23 protein-coding genes are annotated in these 20,520 nt (G+C 49.5%); 9 read left to right on the plus strand and 14 right to left on the minus strand.

From position 1 onward, the window contains the following. Positions 1 to 30: 30 nt before the first annotated feature. The 4 genes from pssA to rluD all read right to left on the minus strand — a co-directional run bounded on the left by pssA (position 31) and on the right by rluD (position 5,708). A complete protein-coding gene (gene pssA / locus CCY32_RS14955; RefSeq protein ID WP_088332114.1) occupies positions 31 to 840 on the minus strand; it encodes a CDP-diacylglycerol--serine O-phosphatidyltransferase in 810 nt (269 codons plus the stop codon). A 371-nt stretch (positions 841 to 1,211) separates the two neighbouring features. Then, positions 1,212 to 3,782 carry an ATP-dependent chaperone ClpB gene (clpB, locus tag CCY32_RS14960; protein ID WP_088332116.1) on the minus strand — a complete coding sequence of 857 codons (2,571 nt, stop codon included), beginning with the start codon at positions 3,780 to 3,782 and terminating at the stop codon, positions 1,212 to 1,214. Positions 3,783 to 4,006: 224 nt separating this feature from the next. Beyond that, on the minus strand, positions 4,007 to 4,753 hold the full coding sequence (gene pgeF, locus CCY32_RS14965) for a peptidoglycan editing factor PgeF (protein WP_088332118.1): 747 nt from the start codon (positions 4,751 to 4,753) through the stop codon (positions 4,007 to 4,009). Further along, complete coding sequence (gene rluD, locus CCY32_RS14970) at positions 4,740 to 5,708, minus strand: 23S rRNA pseudouridine(1911/1915/1917) synthase RluD (RefSeq protein ID WP_088332346.1); 969 nt, start codon at positions 5,706 to 5,708, stop codon at positions 4,740 to 4,742. Before rluD ends, pgeF begins: the two co-directional genes overlap by 14 nt. A 212-nt stretch (positions 5,709 to 5,920) precedes the next feature. Here rluD and CCY32_RS14975 point away from each other — a divergent pair, with 212 nt between their 5' ends. Further along, positions 5,921 to 6,685, plus strand: coding sequence for an outer membrane protein assembly factor BamD (locus tag CCY32_RS14975; protein WP_088332120.1), 765 nt, complete (start codon positions 5,921 to 5,923; stop codon positions 6,683 to 6,685). 74 nt (positions 6,686 to 6,759) lie between these two features. Here the strand turns inward: CCY32_RS14975 and CCY32_RS14980 are convergent, their stop codons facing one another. Genes CCY32_RS14980 through CCY32_RS14990 form a run of 3 tightly spaced genes read right to left on the minus strand, consistent with a single transcriptional unit; the run spans position 6,760 to position 8,667 of the window. Then, a complete protein-coding gene (locus CCY32_RS14980; RefSeq protein WP_088332122.1) occupies positions 6,760 to 7,422 on the minus strand; it encodes a ChrR family anti-sigma-E factor in 663 nt (220 codons plus the stop codon). Beyond that, positions 7,415 to 8,029 (minus strand): sigma-70 family RNA polymerase sigma factor, encoded by a 615-nt coding sequence (locus CCY32_RS14985; RefSeq protein ID WP_088332348.1) that lies wholly within the window; start codon positions 8,027 to 8,029, stop codon positions 7,415 to 7,417. Before CCY32_RS14985 ends, CCY32_RS14980 begins: the two co-directional genes overlap by 8 nt. 56 nt (positions 8,030 to 8,085) lie before the next feature. Beyond that, the gene (locus CCY32_RS14990; protein ID WP_088332124.1) at positions 8,086 to 8,667 is read right to left on the minus strand and encodes an LON peptidase substrate-binding domain-containing protein; all 582 of its coding nucleotides are present in this window, start codon (positions 8,665 to 8,667) and stop codon (positions 8,086 to 8,088) included. 65 nt (positions 8,668 to 8,732) lie between these two features. Between CCY32_RS14990 and CCY32_RS14995 the strand changes: the two genes are divergently transcribed. Genes CCY32_RS14995 through CCY32_RS15030 form a run of 8 tightly spaced genes read left to right on the plus strand, consistent with a single transcriptional unit; the run spans position 8,733 to position 14,754 of the window. Further along, positions 8,733 to 9,236, plus strand: coding sequence for a nuclear transport factor 2 family protein (locus CCY32_RS14995; protein WP_088332126.1), 504 nt, complete (start codon positions 8,733 to 8,735; stop codon positions 9,234 to 9,236). Continuing rightward, positions 9,233 to 9,955, plus strand: coding sequence for an SDR family NAD(P)-dependent oxidoreductase (locus CCY32_RS15000; protein ID WP_088332128.1), 723 nt, complete (start codon positions 9,233 to 9,235; stop codon positions 9,953 to 9,955). Before CCY32_RS14995 ends, CCY32_RS15000 begins: the two co-directional genes overlap by 4 nt. After that, complete coding sequence (locus tag CCY32_RS15005; RefSeq protein WP_088332130.1) at positions 9,955 to 11,217, plus strand: FAD-dependent oxidoreductase; 1,263 nt, start codon at positions 9,955 to 9,957, stop codon at positions 11,215 to 11,217. The genes CCY32_RS15000 and CCY32_RS15005 overlap by 1 nt, the downstream gene beginning before the upstream one ends. Next, positions 11,217 to 11,939 (plus strand): DUF1365 domain-containing protein, encoded by a 723-nt coding sequence (locus CCY32_RS15010; RefSeq protein WP_088332132.1) that lies wholly within the window; start codon positions 11,217 to 11,219, stop codon positions 11,937 to 11,939. The genes CCY32_RS15005 and CCY32_RS15010 overlap by 1 nt, the downstream gene beginning before the upstream one ends. Beyond that, on the plus strand, positions 11,939 to 13,195 hold the full coding sequence (locus tag CCY32_RS15015; RefSeq protein WP_088332134.1) for a cyclopropane-fatty-acyl-phospholipid synthase family protein: 1,257 nt from the start codon (positions 11,939 to 11,941) through the stop codon (positions 13,193 to 13,195). The genes CCY32_RS15010 and CCY32_RS15015 overlap by 1 nt, the downstream gene beginning before the upstream one ends. Then, positions 13,176 to 13,700, plus strand: coding sequence for a DUF2878 domain-containing protein (locus tag CCY32_RS15020; protein WP_088332136.1), 525 nt, complete (start codon positions 13,176 to 13,178; stop codon positions 13,698 to 13,700). Before CCY32_RS15015 ends, CCY32_RS15020 begins: the two co-directional genes overlap by 20 nt. Further along, positions 13,697 to 14,212, plus strand: coding sequence for a chalcone isomerase family protein (locus CCY32_RS15025; RefSeq protein WP_088332138.1), 516 nt, complete (start codon positions 13,697 to 13,699; stop codon positions 14,210 to 14,212). Before CCY32_RS15020 ends, CCY32_RS15025 begins: the two co-directional genes overlap by 4 nt. Then, positions 14,209 to 14,754, plus strand: coding sequence for a DUF3833 domain-containing protein (locus CCY32_RS15030; protein ID WP_088332140.1), 546 nt, complete (start codon positions 14,209 to 14,211; stop codon positions 14,752 to 14,754). Before CCY32_RS15025 ends, CCY32_RS15030 begins: the two co-directional genes overlap by 4 nt. Here CCY32_RS15030 and CCY32_RS15035 read toward each other — a convergent pair whose 3' ends face one another. Genes CCY32_RS15035 through CCY32_RS15060 form a run of 7 tightly spaced genes read right to left on the minus strand, consistent with a single transcriptional unit; the run spans position 14,755 to position 20,488 of the window. After that, a complete protein-coding gene (locus CCY32_RS15035; RefSeq protein WP_088332142.1) occupies positions 14,755 to 15,093 on the minus strand; it encodes a P-II family nitrogen regulator in 339 nt (112 codons plus the stop codon). It abuts the gene before it with no gap. Positions 15,094 to 15,116: 23 nt separating this feature from the next. Continuing rightward, positions 15,117 to 15,947: an ammonia-dependent NAD(+) synthetase gene (gene nadE / locus CCY32_RS15040; protein WP_088332144.1), complete on the minus strand. Its 831-nt coding sequence runs from the start codon at positions 15,945 to 15,947 to the stop codon at positions 15,117 to 15,119. 44 nt (positions 15,948 to 15,991) lie between these two features. Beyond that, positions 15,992 to 16,174 carry a hypothetical protein gene (locus tag CCY32_RS15045; RefSeq protein WP_088332146.1) on the minus strand — a complete coding sequence of 61 codons (183 nt, stop codon included), beginning with the start codon at positions 16,172 to 16,174 and terminating at the stop codon, positions 15,992 to 15,994. Then, on the minus strand, positions 16,174 to 18,237 hold the full coding sequence (locus CCY32_RS15050) for a prepilin-type N-terminal cleavage/methylation domain-containing protein (protein ID WP_168171540.1): 2,064 nt from the start codon (positions 18,235 to 18,237) through the stop codon (positions 16,174 to 16,176). Before CCY32_RS15050 ends, CCY32_RS15045 begins: the two co-directional genes overlap by 1 nt. A 1-nt stretch (position 18,238) precedes the next feature. Further along, positions 18,239 to 19,360, minus strand: a complete 1,122-nt coding sequence (locus tag CCY32_RS17245) for a hypothetical protein (protein ID WP_168171541.1) — start codon at positions 19,358 to 19,360, stop codon at positions 18,239 to 18,241. Next, positions 19,353 to 19,979, minus strand: coding sequence for a prepilin-type N-terminal cleavage/methylation domain-containing protein (locus CCY32_RS15055; RefSeq protein ID WP_088332150.1), 627 nt, complete (start codon positions 19,977 to 19,979; stop codon positions 19,353 to 19,355). Before CCY32_RS15055 ends, CCY32_RS17245 begins: the two co-directional genes overlap by 8 nt. Beyond that, entirely contained in the window at positions 19,973 to 20,488 is a 516-nt protein-coding gene (locus CCY32_RS15060) for a GspH/FimT family pseudopilin (protein WP_088332152.1), read from the minus strand. The genes CCY32_RS15055 and CCY32_RS15060 overlap by 7 nt, the downstream gene beginning before the upstream one ends. Positions 20,489 to 20,520 lie beyond the last annotated feature (32 nt).

The raw sequence follows: 20,520 nt of genomic DNA on the forward strand, positions 1-20,520 counted from the left end.
CTAAACGCTCATTTTTGCAGCAACCATGACTTATTTCTCCTGTTTACCATCCGGTTTGTCTTCGCCCGGGGCATCCGAATCAAAGTCGGCATCGTGATTATCATCGGTGTCACCTACCACGTGTTCCAGCTTCACCTTGTCCACACTGCGGAAGGTATTGACCGGTCCTGCGATGGTGTACAGCAGAAACGCAATAAACAGTACTAAAGAAGGCGCGGTGGCAACCACCACGAAAACCAGCATCACCACCAACAGTGCCACAAAGGGTACCTTGCCGTGCCAGTTCACTTCTTTGAACGAGTTGTACTTGAAGTTGCTGATCATCAGTAACCCTGCTGCTGCAGTTAACAGTGCCACCAACAGCCCATAATCCTCACCGGATATGTCGTAATCCACTCCAACCCATACCAGACCTGCCACTAAAGCCGCAGCCGCCGGACTTGCCAAACCCTGGAAGTAACGTTTATCAGCGGTACCAATCTGGGTATTGAATCGGGCCAGTCTCAATGCGGCGCCGGCTACATAGATAAAGGCAGCCAACCATCCCAGCTTGCCCAGTTCAGTCAAGCCCCAGGTATAAGAAACCAGTGCTGGCGCAATACCAAACGACACCATGTCTGCCATGGAATCATATTCGGCACCAAAGTCACTTTGTGTATTAGTCATTCTCGCCACCCGGCCATCGAGGCCGTCAAATAACATGGCCACGAAGATAGCGATGGCTGCAGCTTCAAAATGACCATTCATGGCAGAGACCACCGCATAGAAACCAGAGAACAGGCCTCCGGTTGTCAATAAATTAGGTAACAGATAGATACCTTTACGTTTGCTTTCTGGCATTGAATCCTCCGAGAGCGCCATATAGTTTCAAAACAAAAAGAACGAGTGTTCAACATGATACAGGCTAGGCAAAATTTACAACGTTGGGCTTAACTCAACATCCTGAGCGCCTCAAACGCACTTCGGACCTGGCTTGACGTGTTCACGTAACAGCCCCTTCGTTCTGGCTGTTTTAAAGCGCACCACCGTTGCAAAGCCTGCACGCCTTCACTGACGTTTCCATGCAGGGCCGACGTCTGCTTTTTAAACCACGCGGTGCGCTTAACCGGTCGTGCACAATATCATAAAGTGGCTTTTCTTACTGTGAAATTGTTATCCACAACAAGGAGTAAGCAGCAAAAAGCCGCCTGGCAGCGGCTTTTCATATTGCCTTAGGTGAAAATTAAACCACTGGCATCGGCATCCACGTGTATCACCGACTCCGGAGGTAAAGAGCCAGAGAGCAGCTGCTGGGCCAATGGATTTTCAAGCTGATGCTGTATGGCTCTTTTCAACGGTCTTGCGCCATAGACAGGATCAAATCCGGCATCTGCCAATTTATCAAGGGCTGCCTGAGTCAGTTCAAGACCATAGCCTTTTTCAGCCAACCTGGCTTTAAGGGAAGCCAACTGAATATCAGCAATTTTCTTGATTTGTTCATGACCCAATGGATGGAAGACCACGGTATCGTCAATCCGGTTTATAAACTCAGGTCTGAATTGTTGGCTAACCACATTCATCACCATCGACTTCATCTCGTCATACTGACTTTCCTGATGCTTATCCTGGATAATATCGGAGCCCAGGTTAGATGTCATGATCACCACGGTGTTCTTAAAGTCCACCGTGCGCCCCTGACCATCGGTCAGGCGTCCATCATCTAATACCTGCAACAAGATATTGAACACATCAGGGTGCGCTTTCTCAACCTCATCCAGCAAAATAACAGAGTAAGGTTTGCGCCTTACCGCTTCAGTTAAATACCCCCCTTCGTCGTAGCCCACGTAACCAGGAGGGGCGCCCACCAGCCGGGAAACAGAGTGTTTCTCCATAAACTCTGACATATCGATACGCACCATGGCATCAGAACTGTCAAACAGAAACTCTGCCAATGCCTTACACAACTCAGTTTTACCTACCCCGGTAGGACCGAGGAACAGAAAGGAGCCGATAGGCCGATTAGGATCAGACAGCCCGGCTCTGGAGCGGCGAATCGCATTCGAAACTGAAGTCACCGCTTCTGACTGCCCCACCACCCGTGCATGCAAGGCCTCTTCCATACGTAACAATTTATCCCGCTCGCCTTCTAACATTTTTGCCACAGGAATACCTGTCCAGCGCGATAAAACATCTGCTATCTCAGTTTCTGTCACTTTATTCTTCAGTAACGTAGTTTCTTGTCCCTGTGCCTCATCGGCCTTCTCCAGGCGTCGTTCCAGCTCAGGAATACGTCCATACTGAAGTTCAGACATTCTGCTCAGATCGCCAGCCCGGCGTGCGATTTCTAAATCCAGTTTGGCCTGCTCAAGCTCAGACTTGATATGTTGTGTACCTTGCATGGCCGATTTTTCGGTATTCCAGACTTCTTCGAGTTCTTTAAACTTCAACTCGAGCTGCTCCCTTTCCTGCTCAATCAGCTCCAAACGTTTATGGCTGGCATCATCGGTTTCTTTGCTCAGCGCCTGCTCCTCCAGTTTAAGCTGAATGATACGACGCTCCAGTCGATCCATTTCTTCCGGTTTAGAGTCAATCTGCAAACGAATGCTTGAAGCTGCCTCATCAATAAGGTCGATGGCCTTGTCCGGCAGCTGACGGTCACTGATATACCGATGCGACAGTGCTGCAGCAGCAACAATAGCGGGGTCGGTAATATTCACCGAGTGGTGCAATTCATAGCGCTCTTTAAGCCCTCGCAAAATAGCGATGGTATCTTCAACATTCGGCTGATCCACCAGCACTTTTTGGAAGCGACGCTCCAGCGCGGCATCTTTCTCAATATACTGCCGGTATTCATCCAGCGTGGTGGCTCCCACACAGTGCAACTCGCCACGGGATAAGGCAGGTTTGAGCATATTACCTGCATCCATGGCACCTTCGCCTTTACCGGCTCCGACCATGGTGTGTAACTCATCAATAAAGAGGATCACCCGCCCCTCTTCCTTGGACAGTTCATTCAAAACCGCTTTCAGGCGCTCTTCAAATTCTCCACGATATTTTGCACCGGCCACCAGTGAGCCCATATCCAGACTGAGGACCTTTTTATCTTTTAAGCCTTCGGGCACTTCGCCGTTAACAATGCGCTGCGCCAGTCCTTCAACAATGGCGGTTTTACCCACACCCGGCTCACCAATGAGTACCGGATTATTTTTGGTGCGGCGCTGCAGCACCTGAATGGTGCGACGAATCTCATCATCCCGGCCAATAACCGGATCCAGTTTTCCCTGTTCTGCACGCTCAGTCAGATCAGTGGTGAATTTCTCCAGTGCCTGTCTGACATCCTCGGCATTAGGATCGGTAACTTTTTGTCCTCCGCGCAGTTTGGTAATGGCCTTTTCAACCTTCTCTTCGGTTAAGCCAAGCTGTCGCAGGGTATCCCCCAGTTTGCCTTTGTCCTGCATGGCGGCAAGTACAAATATTTCTGAGGTAATGTAGTCATCTTTACGCTTCTGAGCGATTTTGTCGCATAGATTGAGCAACACCGCCGTGTCTTTACCCAATTGCACATCACCGCCGACTCCCTGCACCTGAGGCAGTCGCTCAATAATCTCAGAAAGCGCCGAACGCAAGGCATTACTGTTTACCCCGGCCTGCTCCATCAATGGCTTGACAGAGCCTCCTTCCTGATTGAGTAACGCCATCATCAGATGCGCCGGCTCAATATATTGATGATCCCGGCCCAGTGCTAATGACTGGGCATCGGATATGGCAAGTTGAAACTTGCTGGTCATTTTATCTAAACGCATTTTTGCACCTACCTGACAAACTGAATTGATTATGTTATGGGTGCTTTTTGGTCAGTATTCAAGATCAAAGGAGGAATAGGAGGACGATCCTTTGCTCTGGATCAAGCCTTCGTAAGACGATGCGATTGCACAGGATTAGGACGCTAATCTGTCTGCTCTGGAGACAGCAACTGACTTTCAGATCTGCGCTACAAAACATCAGGTGATAGTGCATGTAGCAGAATTTATACTTCGGCGGCGCTGTCCGTCAGCCATATGAGACTGGCCATACGTCCCGTTATGCCCTCTCTTCGATAGGAGAAGAACTTTGCCGGGTTTGAAAACGTACATTGCTCTTTGCCGAAAATGGCGGCGACACCTGCGCGCCTGAGTCTCTCGCTGGCTATCGTGTAAATATCAGCCAGATATTTCCCCTCACCGGATGTTTTTACAAAGGCAGAAGGTGATTCTGGAAACGCCTTTTTGACTTCGGCGCCGACTTCAAATGCTTTTTGGCCTATGGCGGGCCCCAGCCACACCAGATAATCCCCACTGCTACCGGGCAAACGCTTGAGCGTATTCTCTAACACACCGGACGCCAGCCCACGCCAACCCGCATGTGCCGCAGCGACGGCTTTACCCTGCTTATGGCAAAACAATACCGCAAGACAATCTGCTGTCATCACCGCACAACTTACTCCGGGCACGGTGGTGATGGATGCATCCGCTTTTTGCTGCTGCTTGCTGCCGGGTTCCAGTGTCACCACGTCATTGCCATGTACCTGAGACAACCAGATGATCTGTTGTGAAGCCGGCAACATCTGACGGTTGCGCAGAACCCTCTCAGGCTTATCTCCCACATGTAAAGCCAGATTAAAACTGCGGTAAGGTGCCTGGCTGAAGCCACACTCGCGGGTGGTGCTCACTGCCCTGACATTCGCCGGAGCAGGCCAGTCAGGAATAATCAGATGTGGCGATTCAGTCGTGATCATGTTCCTGACTATCTTGATGCAATATGGCCAACAGTGACTGCATATCCTGGGGAAGTGGCGCCTGCCAGCTTAACCATTCTCCGGTAACCGGATGAGCCAGCTCAAGCTGCGCGGCGTGCAGGGCCTGACGCCTGAAGTCACGTAAAAACTGTCGAAGGGCCTCACTGGCTGCCTTAGGTGGTCGTGGTCGTCCGCCATACAACGGGTCACCCACAATAGGATGATGTAAATGGGCCATATGCACCCGGATCTGATGGGTACGGCCGGTTTCCAGTTTCAGCCTCAGGTGAGTGTGTGCCCGAAACTTTTGTTTGACCCGATAATGCGTTACTGCGGGTTTACCCATTGCCCTGACAGCCATACTGGTGCGCTTGCTCTCATGCCGACCAATGGGCTCATCGATACTGCCACCGGCTACCATCGTTCCATTGACGACAGCCTCATATTCACGGCTGATTTCTCTTGCCTGCAATTGCGCCACTAAATGGGTCTGAGCGGGCACGGTCTTTGCCACCACCATCAGACCGGTGGTGTCCTTGTCGAGCCGGTGAACAATGCCCGCACGGGGGACAGAACCGATATCAGGGACATGATTGAGCAGCGCATTGAGCAGCGTCCCGCTCTGATTTCCTGCGCCAGGATGTACGACCAGACCGGCTGGCTTATTAATGACCAGTATATGCTCGTCTTCGAACTGGATGTCGAGGGTTATCGCTTCAGCCTCGTGTTGTTGTTGTTCCTGTATTGACGCAGCGATGTGTACCTCTTCACCGCCCAGCAACTTTTCTCTTGGCTTATCAATCACCGTTCCGTTGACCTGCACCGCACCGGCCAGAATCCACTCTTTAATACGCGACCGAGAGTAGTCGGAAAACAATTCGGCCAGCACCTGATCCAATCTTTTACCGATCAGGTGGTCAGGCACCTCTGCCTGTAGTTGTATGGTTTGATGCATCAATAAACCCAGCGTGTTGAAAGGTTGAGAGTGTAACATTATTGGGTGACCCAGTGATAATCTTACCTCCCCTGGTATTCAGTGTTTTCGTGCAACAGGGTTGACTCTCGGGTAGAATATCGCCATCTTCGGGCACTTATCAGAAAACTGGCTGTCTATGCTGGCAGGCTCAATCAATTGATAACATCGCATAAAGTGAATATAAGAGAGATATGAATAATAGAGTTATCCCCATTGCAGTAATCATTTCAGCTGGTCTGTTGCTTTCAGCTTGCTCAAGTTCACCAGAAGACAAGGACATTGCACTGGCGAATCAGGGCCCGAATGCCCTCTACGACAAAGCCAAAGAAAACATGCAAACTGGCAACTTTAACGCTGCCGCGCAGACCCTCAGTGCGCTTGACTCCAGATATCCATTCGGTCCCCTTTCTCATCAGGTTCAGTTAGATTTAATCTACTCCTACTACAAAATCAGAGATACCGACCAGGCACTGGCAAACATTGATCGCTTTTTGCGACTGAATCCCAACCACTCGGATGTGGACTACGCACAATACATGCGTGGTCTGGTTAATATGGATGCCGGACGCAACGTCTTCCAGGATTTTGTGGGTATCGACAGGGCAGACCGTGATCCCTCCAAGGCCCGGGAAGCTTTTGATGATTTCCGCCGCCTGATTGAAAAATACCCTGACAGTAAATATGCAGCCGATGCGCAAAAGCGGATGTTGTTTATTAAAGACAGACTGGCCCGTTATGAGCTTGCCATTGCAAGCTACTATATGAAACGTCAGGCCTACGTGGCGGCCGCCAATCGCGGTAAGTATGTGCTGGAAAACTACCCAGATTCTCCGCACCTGCAGCAGGCACTGGAAATCATGGTAGAGTGCTACGAGCAACTTCAGCTGCCGGAACTCAAGGACAACGCACTAAGAACGTTGCGGCTTAATTTCCCGGACAGTCGCTATACCAGTTAATGGGCTAAGAATGAGTTCAATAAAAAGAGTGAGATAAAAAAACGCGCCTTGATGGCGCGTTTTTTGTTTGCTTATTACTTAAAAAAGAGCTGGCTAAACGGATTCAGCAGTCTTGCGATACCTGAGGTAAAGTGCAGCGGTTTATCCAGCACACTGAACACCAGGCAGCCTTCGTCAGCATCGGTATGGGGGGTGTGTACATGTTGACCATCGCGCACAATGAAATCACCAGTGTCATAATGGTGTGTTCCGTCGGAAAACTCGCCATCGAGCACCAGTGTAAGCTCTGTCCCTCTGTGCGTGTGCTCCGGCACGGAGCCGCCTTTCTCCATGTAAATGAAGTCAGCCCGCCCATCGATACCAAGGTCAACCTTAGCCTGCCATAGCTTGCCTGCCACATGAGACCAGCCGTTAATCTTGCTGGCATAACGCTGCAAACTGCGCGGCAATGTAAACTCTTTACCATCCAGTTCCAGCTTCTGGCGCTTAACCGGCATTTCAATGGATGATGCTGCTGGCATTTGTAAAATATTGGCCAGCATATTGTCCATTGACACGTCAGCCTCTGCCCGCTCAGCCATGGCCTCTCTGGCCAGCTCTGCTTCAACGGCAGCCAGGTTTCTTTTGCACCCGGGGCACATATCAACATGGGCAGAAATCATCAACGCCACACCGGGATCACACTGACCCTGAGCGAATTCTGATAACTGTTGTGAGTTGGGGTGTCGTTTAATCATCTTGACCTAACATCTCTCTTAATCGTTGCAATGCCAAACGGGTTCTTGATTTCACTGTACCCAGCGGAATACCAAGCTCGTCTGCAACTTCCTGCTGCGACTTTCCTTCTACGTAAATCGCCTCAATGACGGCTTTCTGCTTTTTCGGTAGCTCAGCGAAAAGCTGCCCCACCTGTTCGAGCGTAACCTGGTGATCAAGGCTTACCTCTGAAGCAGAGGCCGTCTGTTCTGTCAGCACCGGCCACATGTCTTCCGAGCAAATATCTTCTTTCCTGTTCTGCTGTTTACGCAGCATGTCGTAACGAATGTTCCTGGCGATGGTAAATATCCAGGTGGATGGAGAGCCTTTCTCGGCGTTAAACAAGTGGGCTTTTTGCCACACATTTGCCAGCGTCTCCTGAACCAACTCCATTGCCTGCGCTTCGTTCTTCATTTGCTTGAGCGCGTATGAACGTACGCGAGGCGCAAAATAATGAAAAATCTTGGCAAAGGACGTCTTACACCGCTCACTCGCAACAGTCTGCAGGTGCACTGACATTTCGTTTGCTAACTCCGGCCCTGCGGGCCGCTGTTGTTGCCTGGCTTCCAACTGAATCCCAACTAGCATAGTTCCGTCACCCTTGATCACATTTTCATATAGATACGGGGGCGAGAGAAAAAAGATCAATTAACTAATTGTGTCAGAAAACTCAGCACTTTGCGGCAATCTTTTTGTTGTAGCAGCTCTTGTTTGCGTGACGCCGTAACAGGCACCAACTCCAGCCAGCGGAACATGACCCATAGAGGATCATTGAATCGCGGAGTCTGATAAAGCTTGCGGATATCGGGAAAACGCTCAAAAATCTGTTTTAGCTTCAGCCGCATTTGCTCTATTTCATCTTCAGGCAGATGATAATCCCAGGCATCCAGCCAATGACACTGACCCATACGAAGACCGTCTGCATCGTTGCTAATGGCGTCGATCCAAAAATAGTCGAGTCCCTCAACTGTCACACCCAGCAAACCGTGATCCAACATATCAAAGTCTATCACCTTGACATGGGTTCCCAGTGGATAGATGTGCTCATTCGTATCCTTGTCGCCCTTGGGATTAAGCATGCAGATGCCAAACTCCAGCTTGCCGGCGCATGCTTCTTTTACCATTCTTACGTAACGTGGTTCAAAGATACGCAATGACATGCGCCCACCGCTTAGTATGTGAGCCGACAAAGGGAATAGAGCGAGTTCAACACGTTGACTGTTCAAAGGTCTCTTCTTATCGGTTAAAGATACAAAGGATTACGCCAATGGTGTAAAAAGGATCGAAATACATGAAAGAGTGGAGAGCGGGACACCGTTATGATCTGTTTTTTCAACCTGGCGTATTGATGGAGCCCGTAAAGGATAATGACGTAATGCTGAAAAAATTTCGTGCTTTTTATGAAAATTTACACCTGGCCTCGCTCGATGCTCTGCCTGATGTCTACGCAGAAGATATCAGGTTTGTGGACCCTGTTGATGAACACCAGGGTATCACAGCCCTTCATGACTACTTTGCCAATTTGCTTGATAACTGTCATGACTGTCGCTTCGCTATCCACATGGCACAACTGAAGGATAACGGCGGGTTCGTAACCTGGACCATGACGTTCAGCCACCCCAAGATAAAAAGCGGACAACCTATCTGTGTCGATGGATGCAGTGAAGTCAGATTCGATGCGAACCGAAAGATTCAGTTTCAGCAGGATTATTATGACATGGGCGCCATGTTGTATGAGCACCTGCCCCTATTGGGCAGTGCACTTAAATGGATAAAAAGGAGGTTAAAACAGTGAAACGTATTCTCATTACCGGAGCCAGCTCCGGTATTGGCAAAGCATTGGCGCTGGAGGCCAGTCGCAACGGCTACCATGTCATCGCCTGCGGTCGCAGTATGGACAAGCTGGAAAGCTTGAAAGATGAGGCTGTGGGTCCACCGATACAAGCCCTGTGTTTTGATGTCACCGACACTAGCGCATGCCATCAGGCCCTGTCCGATTGCTCCGTTGACATCGCCGTTCTCAATGCCGGTACCTGTGAATATGTTGATATTGATGACTGGCAGCCTGCCCTGTTTGAGCGGGTCTTCAATGCCAATTTTTTTGGTGTCGTAAACTGCCTGCAACCACTATTGAAAAATCTGAAGTCGGGAAGCCAGATCGCCATTGTTGATAGTCTGGCCAGACTACTGCCCTTTACACGCAGTCAGGCTTACGGTGCCAGTAAAGCCGCCGTGCATTACCTGACAAAAAGTCTCGAGGTGGATTTGGCTGGCAAGGGGATCACTGTGCAAAGTGTGTCACCCGGTTTTGTGGAAACCCCGTTAACGGATAAAAATGATTTTGATATGCCAATGAAAATTAGCTCACAAAAAGCGGCTGAGGCCCTGTTAAAGGGACTGGAGAAGGGCCACAGACAAATCTACTTCCCCCTGGTGTTTTCCTTGCTGATTCGCTTAATGGGAAAACTCCCGGACTCAATACGGGTTGCATTATGTAAAAGGATGAAAATGTAATGGGAAAACGTATTGCCATAATCGGTAGTGGTATTTCAGGACTGGTATGCGGGCACCTGCTGCACAAAGAGCACGACATCACCCTGTTTGAAGCAGAGGATTACATTGGCGGCCATACCCACACTGTGGATGTTGAGCTCGATGGCCGTGAATATGCCATCGATACCGGTTTTATCGTGTTCAACGACTGGACCTATCCCAACTTTATTCAACTAATGGATAAATTGGAGGTACAGCGACAACCCACAGAAATGAGCTTCAGCGTCAAAAATCAGGCTTCAGGACTGGAATACAACGGTAATAACCTTAATAGCCTCTTTGCACAGCGCCGAAACCTGTTAAGACCGCGTTTTTATCGCTTTTTAGGCGAGATTCTCAGATTTAACAAAACCTGTAAGCAGGTATTGGAGCATGAGTCGGATATCACTGCCCATACGCTAGGTGACTTTCTGGAACAACACGGATTTAGTGAGGCGTTTTCTCGTAACTACATCCTGCCAATGTGCGCAGCCATCTGGTCGGCCAGCCTCGACGATGCCGGACAATTCCCGATGCGTTTTTTCCTGCAGTTTTTCAATAACCACGGTTTGTTGAATGTAAATCACCGCCCACAGTGGTATACGCTGATAGGCGGCTCACGATCTTATATCGCTCCCATGATCAGCGGTTTCGAGCAACGCATTAAACTCAACAGTCCGGTCAAACGGGTTTCACGTCATAACGATGGCTATATGATCAGTGCAGACAATCAGCCTGATGCAATGTATGACGAGGTTATCTTTGCATGTCACAGTGATCAGGCTCTGGCAATGCTTGATGCGCCCAGCGAAAATCAACAGGCTATTCTGAGCGCACTTCCCTATGCCAGTAATGACGTCGTACTGCATACTGACACCCGCCTGCTGCCGTCGCGTAAGCTGGCCTGGGCGAGCTGGAACTACCTGCTCAAGACAAACTCAGACACGACGCTTCCTGCTTCCGTTACCTACAATATGAACATATTGCAGCGACTAACGTCTGACACAACCTTTTGCGTGACGTTGAATAATTCTGCAGACATCGATCCCCAAAAAATTCTGCGCCGTTTTACATACAGTCACCCGCAATTTGATCTCAAAGGTGTTGAGGCCAGAGCCAGACGCGAGGAGATATGCGGAGTATCCGGTTTACATTTTTGTGGTGCCTATTGGTATAACGGCTTTCATGAAGACGGTGTGCGCAGTGCCCTGGATGTGTGTCAGCGATTTGGAGCGACACTTTAATGGCAAGTGCTATTTATAGCGGTACGGTCTGGCATCATCGGCATCGCCCGAAAAAACATAGCTTTTCCTACTTTATTCATCTTTTTTGGCTGGACCTGCAGGAGCAGGATGATCTTGAAACGGTTCGCGGCCTGTCTGTCAAAAAGTGGGCCCCGGTGACCTTTCGACGCTCTGATTATCTGAGTGATCCCTCTCAGCCCTTACATCAGGAGGCGTTGAATAAGATGTCGGCTCTGGCCGGTCAGACACTCGAGGGTAAAGTCTATCTGCTAGGCCAGTTACGTTTATTCGGACTCTATTTCAGTCCGGTCAACTTCTATTATTTGCAGCAATCTGATGGCAGCTTCAGTCATCTTTTAGCTGAAGTCAGCAATACTCCCTGGAACGAGCGACATTGTTATCTGGTGGATTTAAACAACCCGCAGACGACAGAAAAAGCCTTCCATGTTTCTCCCTTTAATCCCATGGAGATGCACTACCATTGGCAGGTTACACAACCTGATGAGGTGTTGAATCTGAGTATTCGCTGCGATACAGACCAGCGTCATTTTGATGCCGGGATCCGTTTACGCAAAAAATCTTTGAACTCAAAGACCCTGTTTCGCGTAATGTTAAGCACTATGACATTAAAAACTCTGGCAGGTATTTATTGGCATGCCCTGAAACTGTTTATCAAAGGCGTGCCCGTATACAGCCACACTGCGAAGGACAAGGAGCAATAATGCAATCCGGCGAACAATTACTGAATCAATCAGCCCAGGCAAACTGGTGGAGCAAACTGGCCAGAACCAGCCTGATAAGCCTGTTGAATAAGTTGCCAGAGGGCCACCTTGTTCTCAAAGAGCGTGGGGTGTTAGTGGAACGCTTTGGACAACAGGACAGCGACATTAAAGCAGAAATCGATGTACAACATCCTGACTTTTATCCCCGCATCCTGCTCGGCGGCAGTGTTGCGTCAGGGGAAACCTTTGTTGATGGGTTGTGGCAGACACCGGACATTACTTCGGTAATTCGTCTGTTCGCCCGAAACATGCCGTTGCTAGATGAACTTGAAGCCCGTCTGGGATGGTTACTCAAACCCGTTAACCTGCTGAAAAAGTTTCAGCGTAAGAACTCCAAAACCGGTTCCAAAAAGAACATTGCCGCTCATTACGATCTCGGCAACGATCTCTACCGACGTTTTCTGGACGACAGCATGATGTATTCATCTGCCATCTATCCACAACAGCAGGCATCTCTGGCCGAGGCTCAGCAAAACAAACTGCGGCAAATCTGTGAAAAATTAAAACTGTCTCAGCAGGATCATTTGCTCGAAATTGGTACCGGCTGGGGCGGGCTTGCCACCTTTGCAGCTCAGGAATATGGCTGTCGGGTGACCACCACGACAATTTCAGAGGAACAATTCCGCTATGCCGAGGCCGAGATTAATAAACGGGGCTTACAGGAGCACATTCAACTGTTAAAGCAAGACTACAGGGATCTGCAAGGTCAGTACGATAAACTGGTTTCAATAGAGATGATTGAAGCGGTCGGTCAGGAATACCTCCCGGTGTTTTTCAAAAAATGTAATAGCCTGCTCAAACCCGGTGGTCTGATGTTGTTGCAGGCCATTACCATCAGCGAACCCCGTTTTGAAACCTACAGCAAGAGTCAGGATTTTATTCAGCATCATATTTTTCCCGGCGGGTTTCTACCATCACTGCACCTGCTCAGTGAACACATTGCCAAGAAAACCGATATGGTTATCCGCGACTGCCACGATATCGGCCTGCATTATGCGCAAACCCTGAATGATTGGCACCAACGCTTTTTACAAAACAGTGATGAGCTGGTGCCGCTGGGCTATGACGAGCGCTTTATGCGTCTGTGGCGCTTCTATTTCAGCTATTGTGAAGGCGGCTTTCTTGAGCGCACCATCAGTGCCGTTCAGTTACTGACCAGCCGACAAGGATTCCGCGATGCCGTTCATCGCCTCTAATCCTGTTTTTAACCTGATTTGGTTTCAGGTTTTCTGGTTCACGGCGATATTAGCCGGCCATCAGGCACTGCTGGTGCTGGTCATGCTGATAGCGGTGCACTTTGCTTTGTTGCGTGACCGTCGTAAGGAGCTGTTACTGGTTATCCTGTGCGCGCCTGTAGGGATAGTGGTTGACAGTCTCCTTACCTACTTTTCTGTGTTTGTTTTCAGTGCACAGGTCGGCCTACTTATTCCATTCTGGTTGATGGGGTTATGGGTAGCCTTTGTCGCGACATTGCGACATGGTATGGCCTTTTTTCTGCCAAGGCCCTACCTGGCCGCAACTGCTGGCGCCATAGCAGGGCCACTCAGCTACTACGCCGGCCATCGTTTGGGAGCCGTGGACTTTGGCTTGCCACTACTTCACACCCTGATGTTATTGTCAGCGCTCTGGGCAATCCTGTTTCCATTATTTGTATCAATCACTAACCGGCTTGAACATCGGCCCAAAGAGGTGCAGGTATGAGGCATCAACGACTGATAACCGTGTTACTTCTGGTATATGTATGGGGGAGTCACGCCGTGCAGGGCGCTGTATTACAAGATTTGCAGAAGGTCGGCGAAGCCAAACTGGAAGTATGGTTTTGGGATGTTTATCACTCCAGCCTCTATACCGACTCGGGAGAGTATGCGCCCGGGCGCTATCCTGTTGCGTTAAAAATTGATTATCTGAGGGACATTAGTGCCGGTGACCTGGTCGAGGCCACCGCCGAACAATGGCAGAAGCTCGGCTATTCGCAACAACAAATCGCACCATGGCTGGAGCAGGTAAACCAACTCTGGCCGGATATCAGCAAAGGCGACCAGCTGATTTTTCGGGTCAACCCGCAGCAAACGGGGACCTTTTATTACAACCAACAAGCGCTTGGAAATATAGACAGTCCTGAATTTTGTGCGGCCTTCCTCAACATTTGGCTCTCACCTGATACCGAGTATCCAAAGCTCAGAGAAAAGCTGATAAAAAGGAGCGATAAATGAAATTTCTCAGTCTATTTGTGGTGGTATTTCTCACCGCGTGTTCTGCATCACTGGATGACTACGCCAACACCAAACCTGCTTTCAACCTGTCAGAGTATTTCAATGGTGAAATTACCGCCTGGGGCATTGTTGAGGACTATAGCGGGGTCATGACCCGGCATTTTTGTGTCGACATCGTCGGCAGCTGGGATGAGAATCAGGGCCAGTTACATGAAACCTTTTATTTTAATGATGGTGAAGAGCAGGTGCGCATCTGGAACTTGACTGTGGCGCCTGATGGACGCGTTACCGGAACCGCGAATGACGTGATCGGTGAGGCATCAGGGCAAGTGAACGGTCATGCCTTTAACTGGCATTATGTATTGGAGGTTCCCGTTGATGGCACCGTGTATGAACTTGCAGTGGATGACTGGCTATATCGTCTCGACCAGCACCGGCTTATGAACCGTTCCTACCTGAAAAAATTTGGTGTCACGGTGGCTGAAATTTCCATCTATTTTGACAAGTCTCAGCCGTTAAAAAGCTGTCAGGATGCCGTCTGATCAGACGGCATCTTCATTTTCCTCGCCGGTGCGAATACGCACCACCCGCTCAACCTCATACACAAAGATCTTACCGTCGCCAATTTTACCTGTTTTCGCCGTTTGCATAATGGCCTCTATGGCCCGTTCTGCTTGCTCATCGGGTAGTACCAGATCAATTTTTATCTTAGGCAGAAAATCGACCTGGTATTCCGCTCCACGATACAACTCGGTATGTCCTTTCTGACGACCAAACCCCTTCACTTCTGTCACGGTCATGCCTGTCACCCCGACATCGGCCAAGGCTTCTCGTACATCATCCATTTTGAAAGGCTTGATAATCGCTTCAATCTTTTTCACAAAAACTCCTTAGGTTCTACAGGCTAATCGTAAATTGTTGGTATGGGCTGCCGCTTATGCTGCGTACGCTGATAAATATAAACCAGCTTCTCTGCTACTTGCGGGGCGACAGGCTTGCCTTCAAGAAAATCATCAATTTCATCATACGTCAGACCCAACGCCTCTTCATCGGCTTTTTGCGGGCTGAGCGACTCCAAATCCGCCGTGGGGGCTTTATTAATAATGTGGGCTGGTGCACCTAAATGCTCAGCCACCTGGCGTACCTGGCGCTTACTCAGGCCAAACAAGGGCGCAAGATCGCAGGCGCCATCGCCGAATTTAGTATAAAACCCGGTGATGTTTTCAGCAGAGTGATCGGTACCCAACACCAGGCCATCAAGCATCCCGGCAATTTCGTATTGCACTACCATGCGTGTTCTGGCTTTTACATTTCCCTTCACAAAATCCTGTTTACTCATATCCTGAGTAAGCAGTCCGGCACCATCAAGAGCAGCAGTCGTCTGCTGATGAATGGCATCCACCCCCGGCTGTACATTCACTGAAACCGACGCTGAAGGCTGAATAAAGTCGATGCTCGCCTGGGCATCCTGCTCGTCAGCCTGCACCGAATACGGTAAACGCACTGCAACAAAACGATAATGTTCGTGGTGTTCCTGATTTAGTTCATCAACAGCCAGCTGAGCCAGGCGCCCCAGGGTACAGGAGTCGATGCCTCCACTTATGCCCAGCACCAGGGTATCCAGACCGGAGTGGCGTAAATGCTGTTTAATAAAATTCACCCGTCGGGTAATTTCAAAATTCACATCAATTTGCGGGAGTACCCGCATGTCCTCAATAATTGCCTGTGCATTCATATTCTCATTGCCTTACTCTCTGTCCGGTTAGCTATGATAAAAAATTATGCCTTGTTTTGCTGCTCTTTCTTCAACGCACCGCCATTGAAATGAATAAATTTTCCGTACGGACGTTTAAAGCCTGATTGGCAAGCGAATACTTTGATGTAAAAGAGGAGCAATGGGCGGGAAATAAGAGCAAATAAATGGCCAGCAGCGACAAAATTATCGCTGCTGGCAAGGGACATTATTTAGTCAGTGTCAATATCAGGTTGTATTCCCTGTTTGAGGTGGCGGACAGACCTTCACTTAAGGTCAACTGGTTGCTCTCTACCACACTGTTATCCGGATACTGTATCTGCATGGTTACCCCATAATCGGGTTTGGAGAAGGTAAAGGTCAGGCTTCCTGTCCATTTCTCAGACACATCATCACAACTGAAGAAAGGTGTGGCATTACCTTTGGGTATGGTGATGGTACAGGCAAAATGTTCCGGTGAGGCGGTAATCTGCATAGTGGCCAGGTCAACATAATCGGCTTTTTTGTTATTGTTTAATTCGCAGGCCTGGGTCGCGCCTCCTACGACCAGGGTACAGTTAATGTCACCGATAATGCCCCAGTATTTCTCTATCGCCGTTTTCGGATCCACCTCAACAGTGACGCTATTGTCGATAATTACGCCGCTGTATTCCACCGGAGACAGAGCTTTACCTCCCGTAATACCCGCATTATGAGGATATGCATTAACGGCGACGGTTGACGTCCCCTGACTCAATGCCTCCAGTCTTCCGCGGCTATAGGTACCATAATAATTATTTGCCGGGTCAACCAGTGTCTGGATGGTTTCCTGCGTAATTGAGGCCACTTCCGGCACCTGAGTTGACCAGTTTGCCAGCAATGTCAGGTTAATATCATAAAACGGGGTGATGGCTTTCCAGCTCTCATCGCCATCGGCTATCTTGTCCAGCACCTGCTGTTTGTGCTCTGACTTCATTCTGTCGAGATACACTCCTCTTGCGATCATCTGGTAAGCACCGGGTGCAACGGTAATATCTCTGTCTGCGGGCTTGGCCGGCGAGGTAAGCCCCTGAATTCGCTTACTTATGAGGGACTCCGTGTAATTGGTGTACGCGCTGAGTTTGCCATCGCCGAATAAATACTGGTCATCAAATTCAATGATATCGAGCAACTGCCAATCAGGGTACAGCTGAAAAAGCCCATTAACCCGCTTGAAACGGCACGCTTCGTTATACGCATCCCCTACTGAGGACGCCAATGAAAAGTTACCTGCACCGTCGTTCAGGTAATGTTTATGTGGAGCACCATCTTCTGCCCGATAGTGCTCCTCATTAGACACCATGGTGACGGTGTCATGATGATCCCGACAACATTGAGTGCACAGCGCCGGCTGTTTGTCCGAAGCCGGCACGCCCGTTGTCTTGCTGATCATCTCGCCAGGCTGCACCATCAACTCGCCATCCACCAGAATGGTCATATGCGGTGTGGCACCACTGCCGGTGCCGGCAATCTTACATTCGCAGTCAACGGTCAGAAAATCTTCCTGTTCCAGCTTGGTCACATCATCAGGTAACTCGATATACTTGACCGTTTCAAATTGCACCTGGGTATTGTCACCTTGCTTGGTCACTTCGGGCACCGGTTTACTGGTTTCCACTTTCTGGTTATCGCCCAAATCGTAAGCAATAACATCTGGCGCCAGACCTGGTGTATAGCTTACGGTCGGAGAAGCCTTAGCATTGTCCGACTCATTGATAGCCTGATAACTGGCCGCCTGTGTTACTGGTGCCAGGCTGGCTTGCAAGGCGACGGAATGGCTCTCACCCTGTGGGTCAGACCAGGTAACTGTCACAGTCACTTGCTTTTGAGCAGGCCAGGGAGGCAATACAGCAGGCAAGTTCGCATCGCCGCTATTAAGCCAACTATCAGGTTGTCCATCGGCATCCGTATCAACATAATATTGCGATGTCACATCCCAGGTACGGTTGAAGGTATACACCCGATCGGCATCTTCGGTAAGTGAAACGTCCACATCACCAGAGGCGATAGTGCCACCGGCATTATCCGCAATGTCAGCAAAGGCAAACTCACCGGGAGCCGCCTGAATAGCAGTAAAACTGCGTAACTCTTCCAGCTTCTCCTGGGCTAATTGCATGGCGACCGATCGCTGATTGGTTTTCGCATCAGATTTGATATAGACACTCTGCAATGTAACGTATCCGGTTACACCCAGCATGATGATCAGTGCCGCTACCAGCACTTCGATTAAGGTAAAACCTTTACTGTTTTTCATATTAATAGTCCCGCCAGCTACCTGGGATCCGTCCAACACGACGAAACGCATCGTGCTGCTCGATAGACTCCAGTACATCCGCATCATAAACGGCGTTATAAGTACCATTGGCATGGCCAATGGGGTGATTAGAGGCCACCACGCCATTCACTCTGGCGCCACCGGCCATGTCAATCTCAAAATCGGCTACAACACCGGGCTTACGAAATGAAAATAAAATACCGAAAAGCTCTGCGCCGCCGTTCATTTTTATGTTCCCGTCGGTAACAATAAGTATTACCGGTGCAGCAGTGCTCCCGATTATCGTACCGGCATTGACTGAACAATGACCATCCACCCAGATTAGCCCCACAGAGGCTGCATTTAATGAACTGCAGTCTGCCAGTACCTGATCGGCATCCGCACGTAACTGCGGCCATTCGGCTTCAGGAACATTAAACAGATACTCCATCAAATCATCAGGAAAACCGGGGTCATCATCGACAATATCCAGATTTTTAAACCCTTTTTCAGAATAGGGGCTGGCACTGCAATTGCCATCATTAAACTCCTGCAAGCCACAGGTGGTGCCACTTCCATTATTCATATCGACGGTCTGATCGGTCCAGATAGACAAAGGCACTCCAGTGCCGCCACCATTGGGATTGGCCGTTACTTCGAAATTACCGGTTACCGCCATGCCACCGGCCACAATCAAGGGGGCATCAGGCGGGTTTGCCAATACCGAATACAACAATGCGGATTCACGCACCGTAGCGGTGGCAAGATTATCGGCAGAAGAGCCCACCGAAACGAGATCCATCACGGTGACGGTGGTAGATTGTTTTGCAACTAATTGCCTAACCCCGGAGACTGAGTAAGAGGTGTCTTCAGGCAGTGTCGTATTAAAGGCACTGCCATCCCAGGCAGGTTCTTCAGATAACCGACCTAACCCTTTCATCAGTCCGGCTTCTGCGGCGGCAAAAGCAAGTGCGTAATTTTGTTCATTGAGTAGCGTCTTGTGCTGCAGGGTTTTCACTCTGCCGGTATACAAGGTTACCATCAGCACAACCACCAGAAGTAACACCACCGAAACCAGGATCATGGCGCCTTTTTGCTTAACAGGGGAATTAAGATTAGTCATAAGCCCGCACCAACACATTTTCCTCGTAATGGCGATTAAACTGTGGAGTATTGTTGAGTTCACCAATAAGGTCGATGGTTACCTCATAACTGCTGACCTGATTGCTGGTGGTCTGCGCAAGGGTAAAACTCAAGCTGGTAATCCCGACCACTTCACTATCGGTCACATCCTGCCAACCATCGTCCTCGCATCCGATACCAGCCTGTCGTACCTCTATCGCGCCATCCCGTAACCTGAATCCGTAATTTTCATTGTTTGCCGGGACATCCAGTTCACCATCCAAATCAGCGTCATAGCTGAACAAAATGCAACTGTTAGCCATCTCCCCGGGATAGGCTCCCAGCACGATGCTGTTGGCGAAGGCCGAAGGGTTTGCCACCGGGTCCTGAACTCTGGCAAGCGCATCACCATTAATCCCCGCCCGGCGTATCTCTCGCTTCATTAAAAAAAGTACCGCTCGTAGCTCTTCTGTCAAACGCGATTGATTGAGAAGATTCGCATTGGTACCGATACCATATCCGGTGACTGACGCGAGTAAGGAAAGCGACGCCATACCCAGTACCATGGCAATCATCAGCTCCACCAGGCTGGCACCTCTTTGTCTTCGTTGTTCTAACATGCCGGATAGTCTCCTACATTGCCTGCCACCGCGCAGATTCTTACTCGTCCCAGATTGCTCATCACCAAGCGTAAGGTATTGGTACCGTCGCTCAGTTCAAAACTGCCGGCATTGCCCACAGACATGCCGCGCATGCCATCAATAACCGATGTACCTCCTGCAAAGGCAAGGTTCTGCATTTTGACATCATTGTAATCGGTGAAAGCCACTCGTTGTTCCACACCATCTATTAAACAGCTATTCGCCACTCCGCAGTCACAGGCGCCTGCATCGCTAATACCCACGCACCAATTATTTCCGGATACAAAATCAATAGTGACATCGCTGCCTTTACTGATTGCCACCGAGCGCGCGTATTGAAGCATAAAGTAACCATTTTGCGTGGCGCCTTTAACTTGTTGAGATTTAAACGCATCAATGATGGCTGGCGCACCAAGGGTAATGGTAATACCGACCACTGCGATGGTGATAAGAAGCTCAAGCAAGGAGATGCCTTTGTTTATGTACATAGTTTTCAATACTTATACCCAACCATTTCGTT

This window comes from Lacimicrobium sp. SS2-24, assembly GCF_002201535.1.
In the GTDB taxonomy this organism is placed as follows: domain Bacteria; phylum Pseudomonadota; class Gammaproteobacteria; order Enterobacterales; family Alteromonadaceae; genus Lacimicrobium.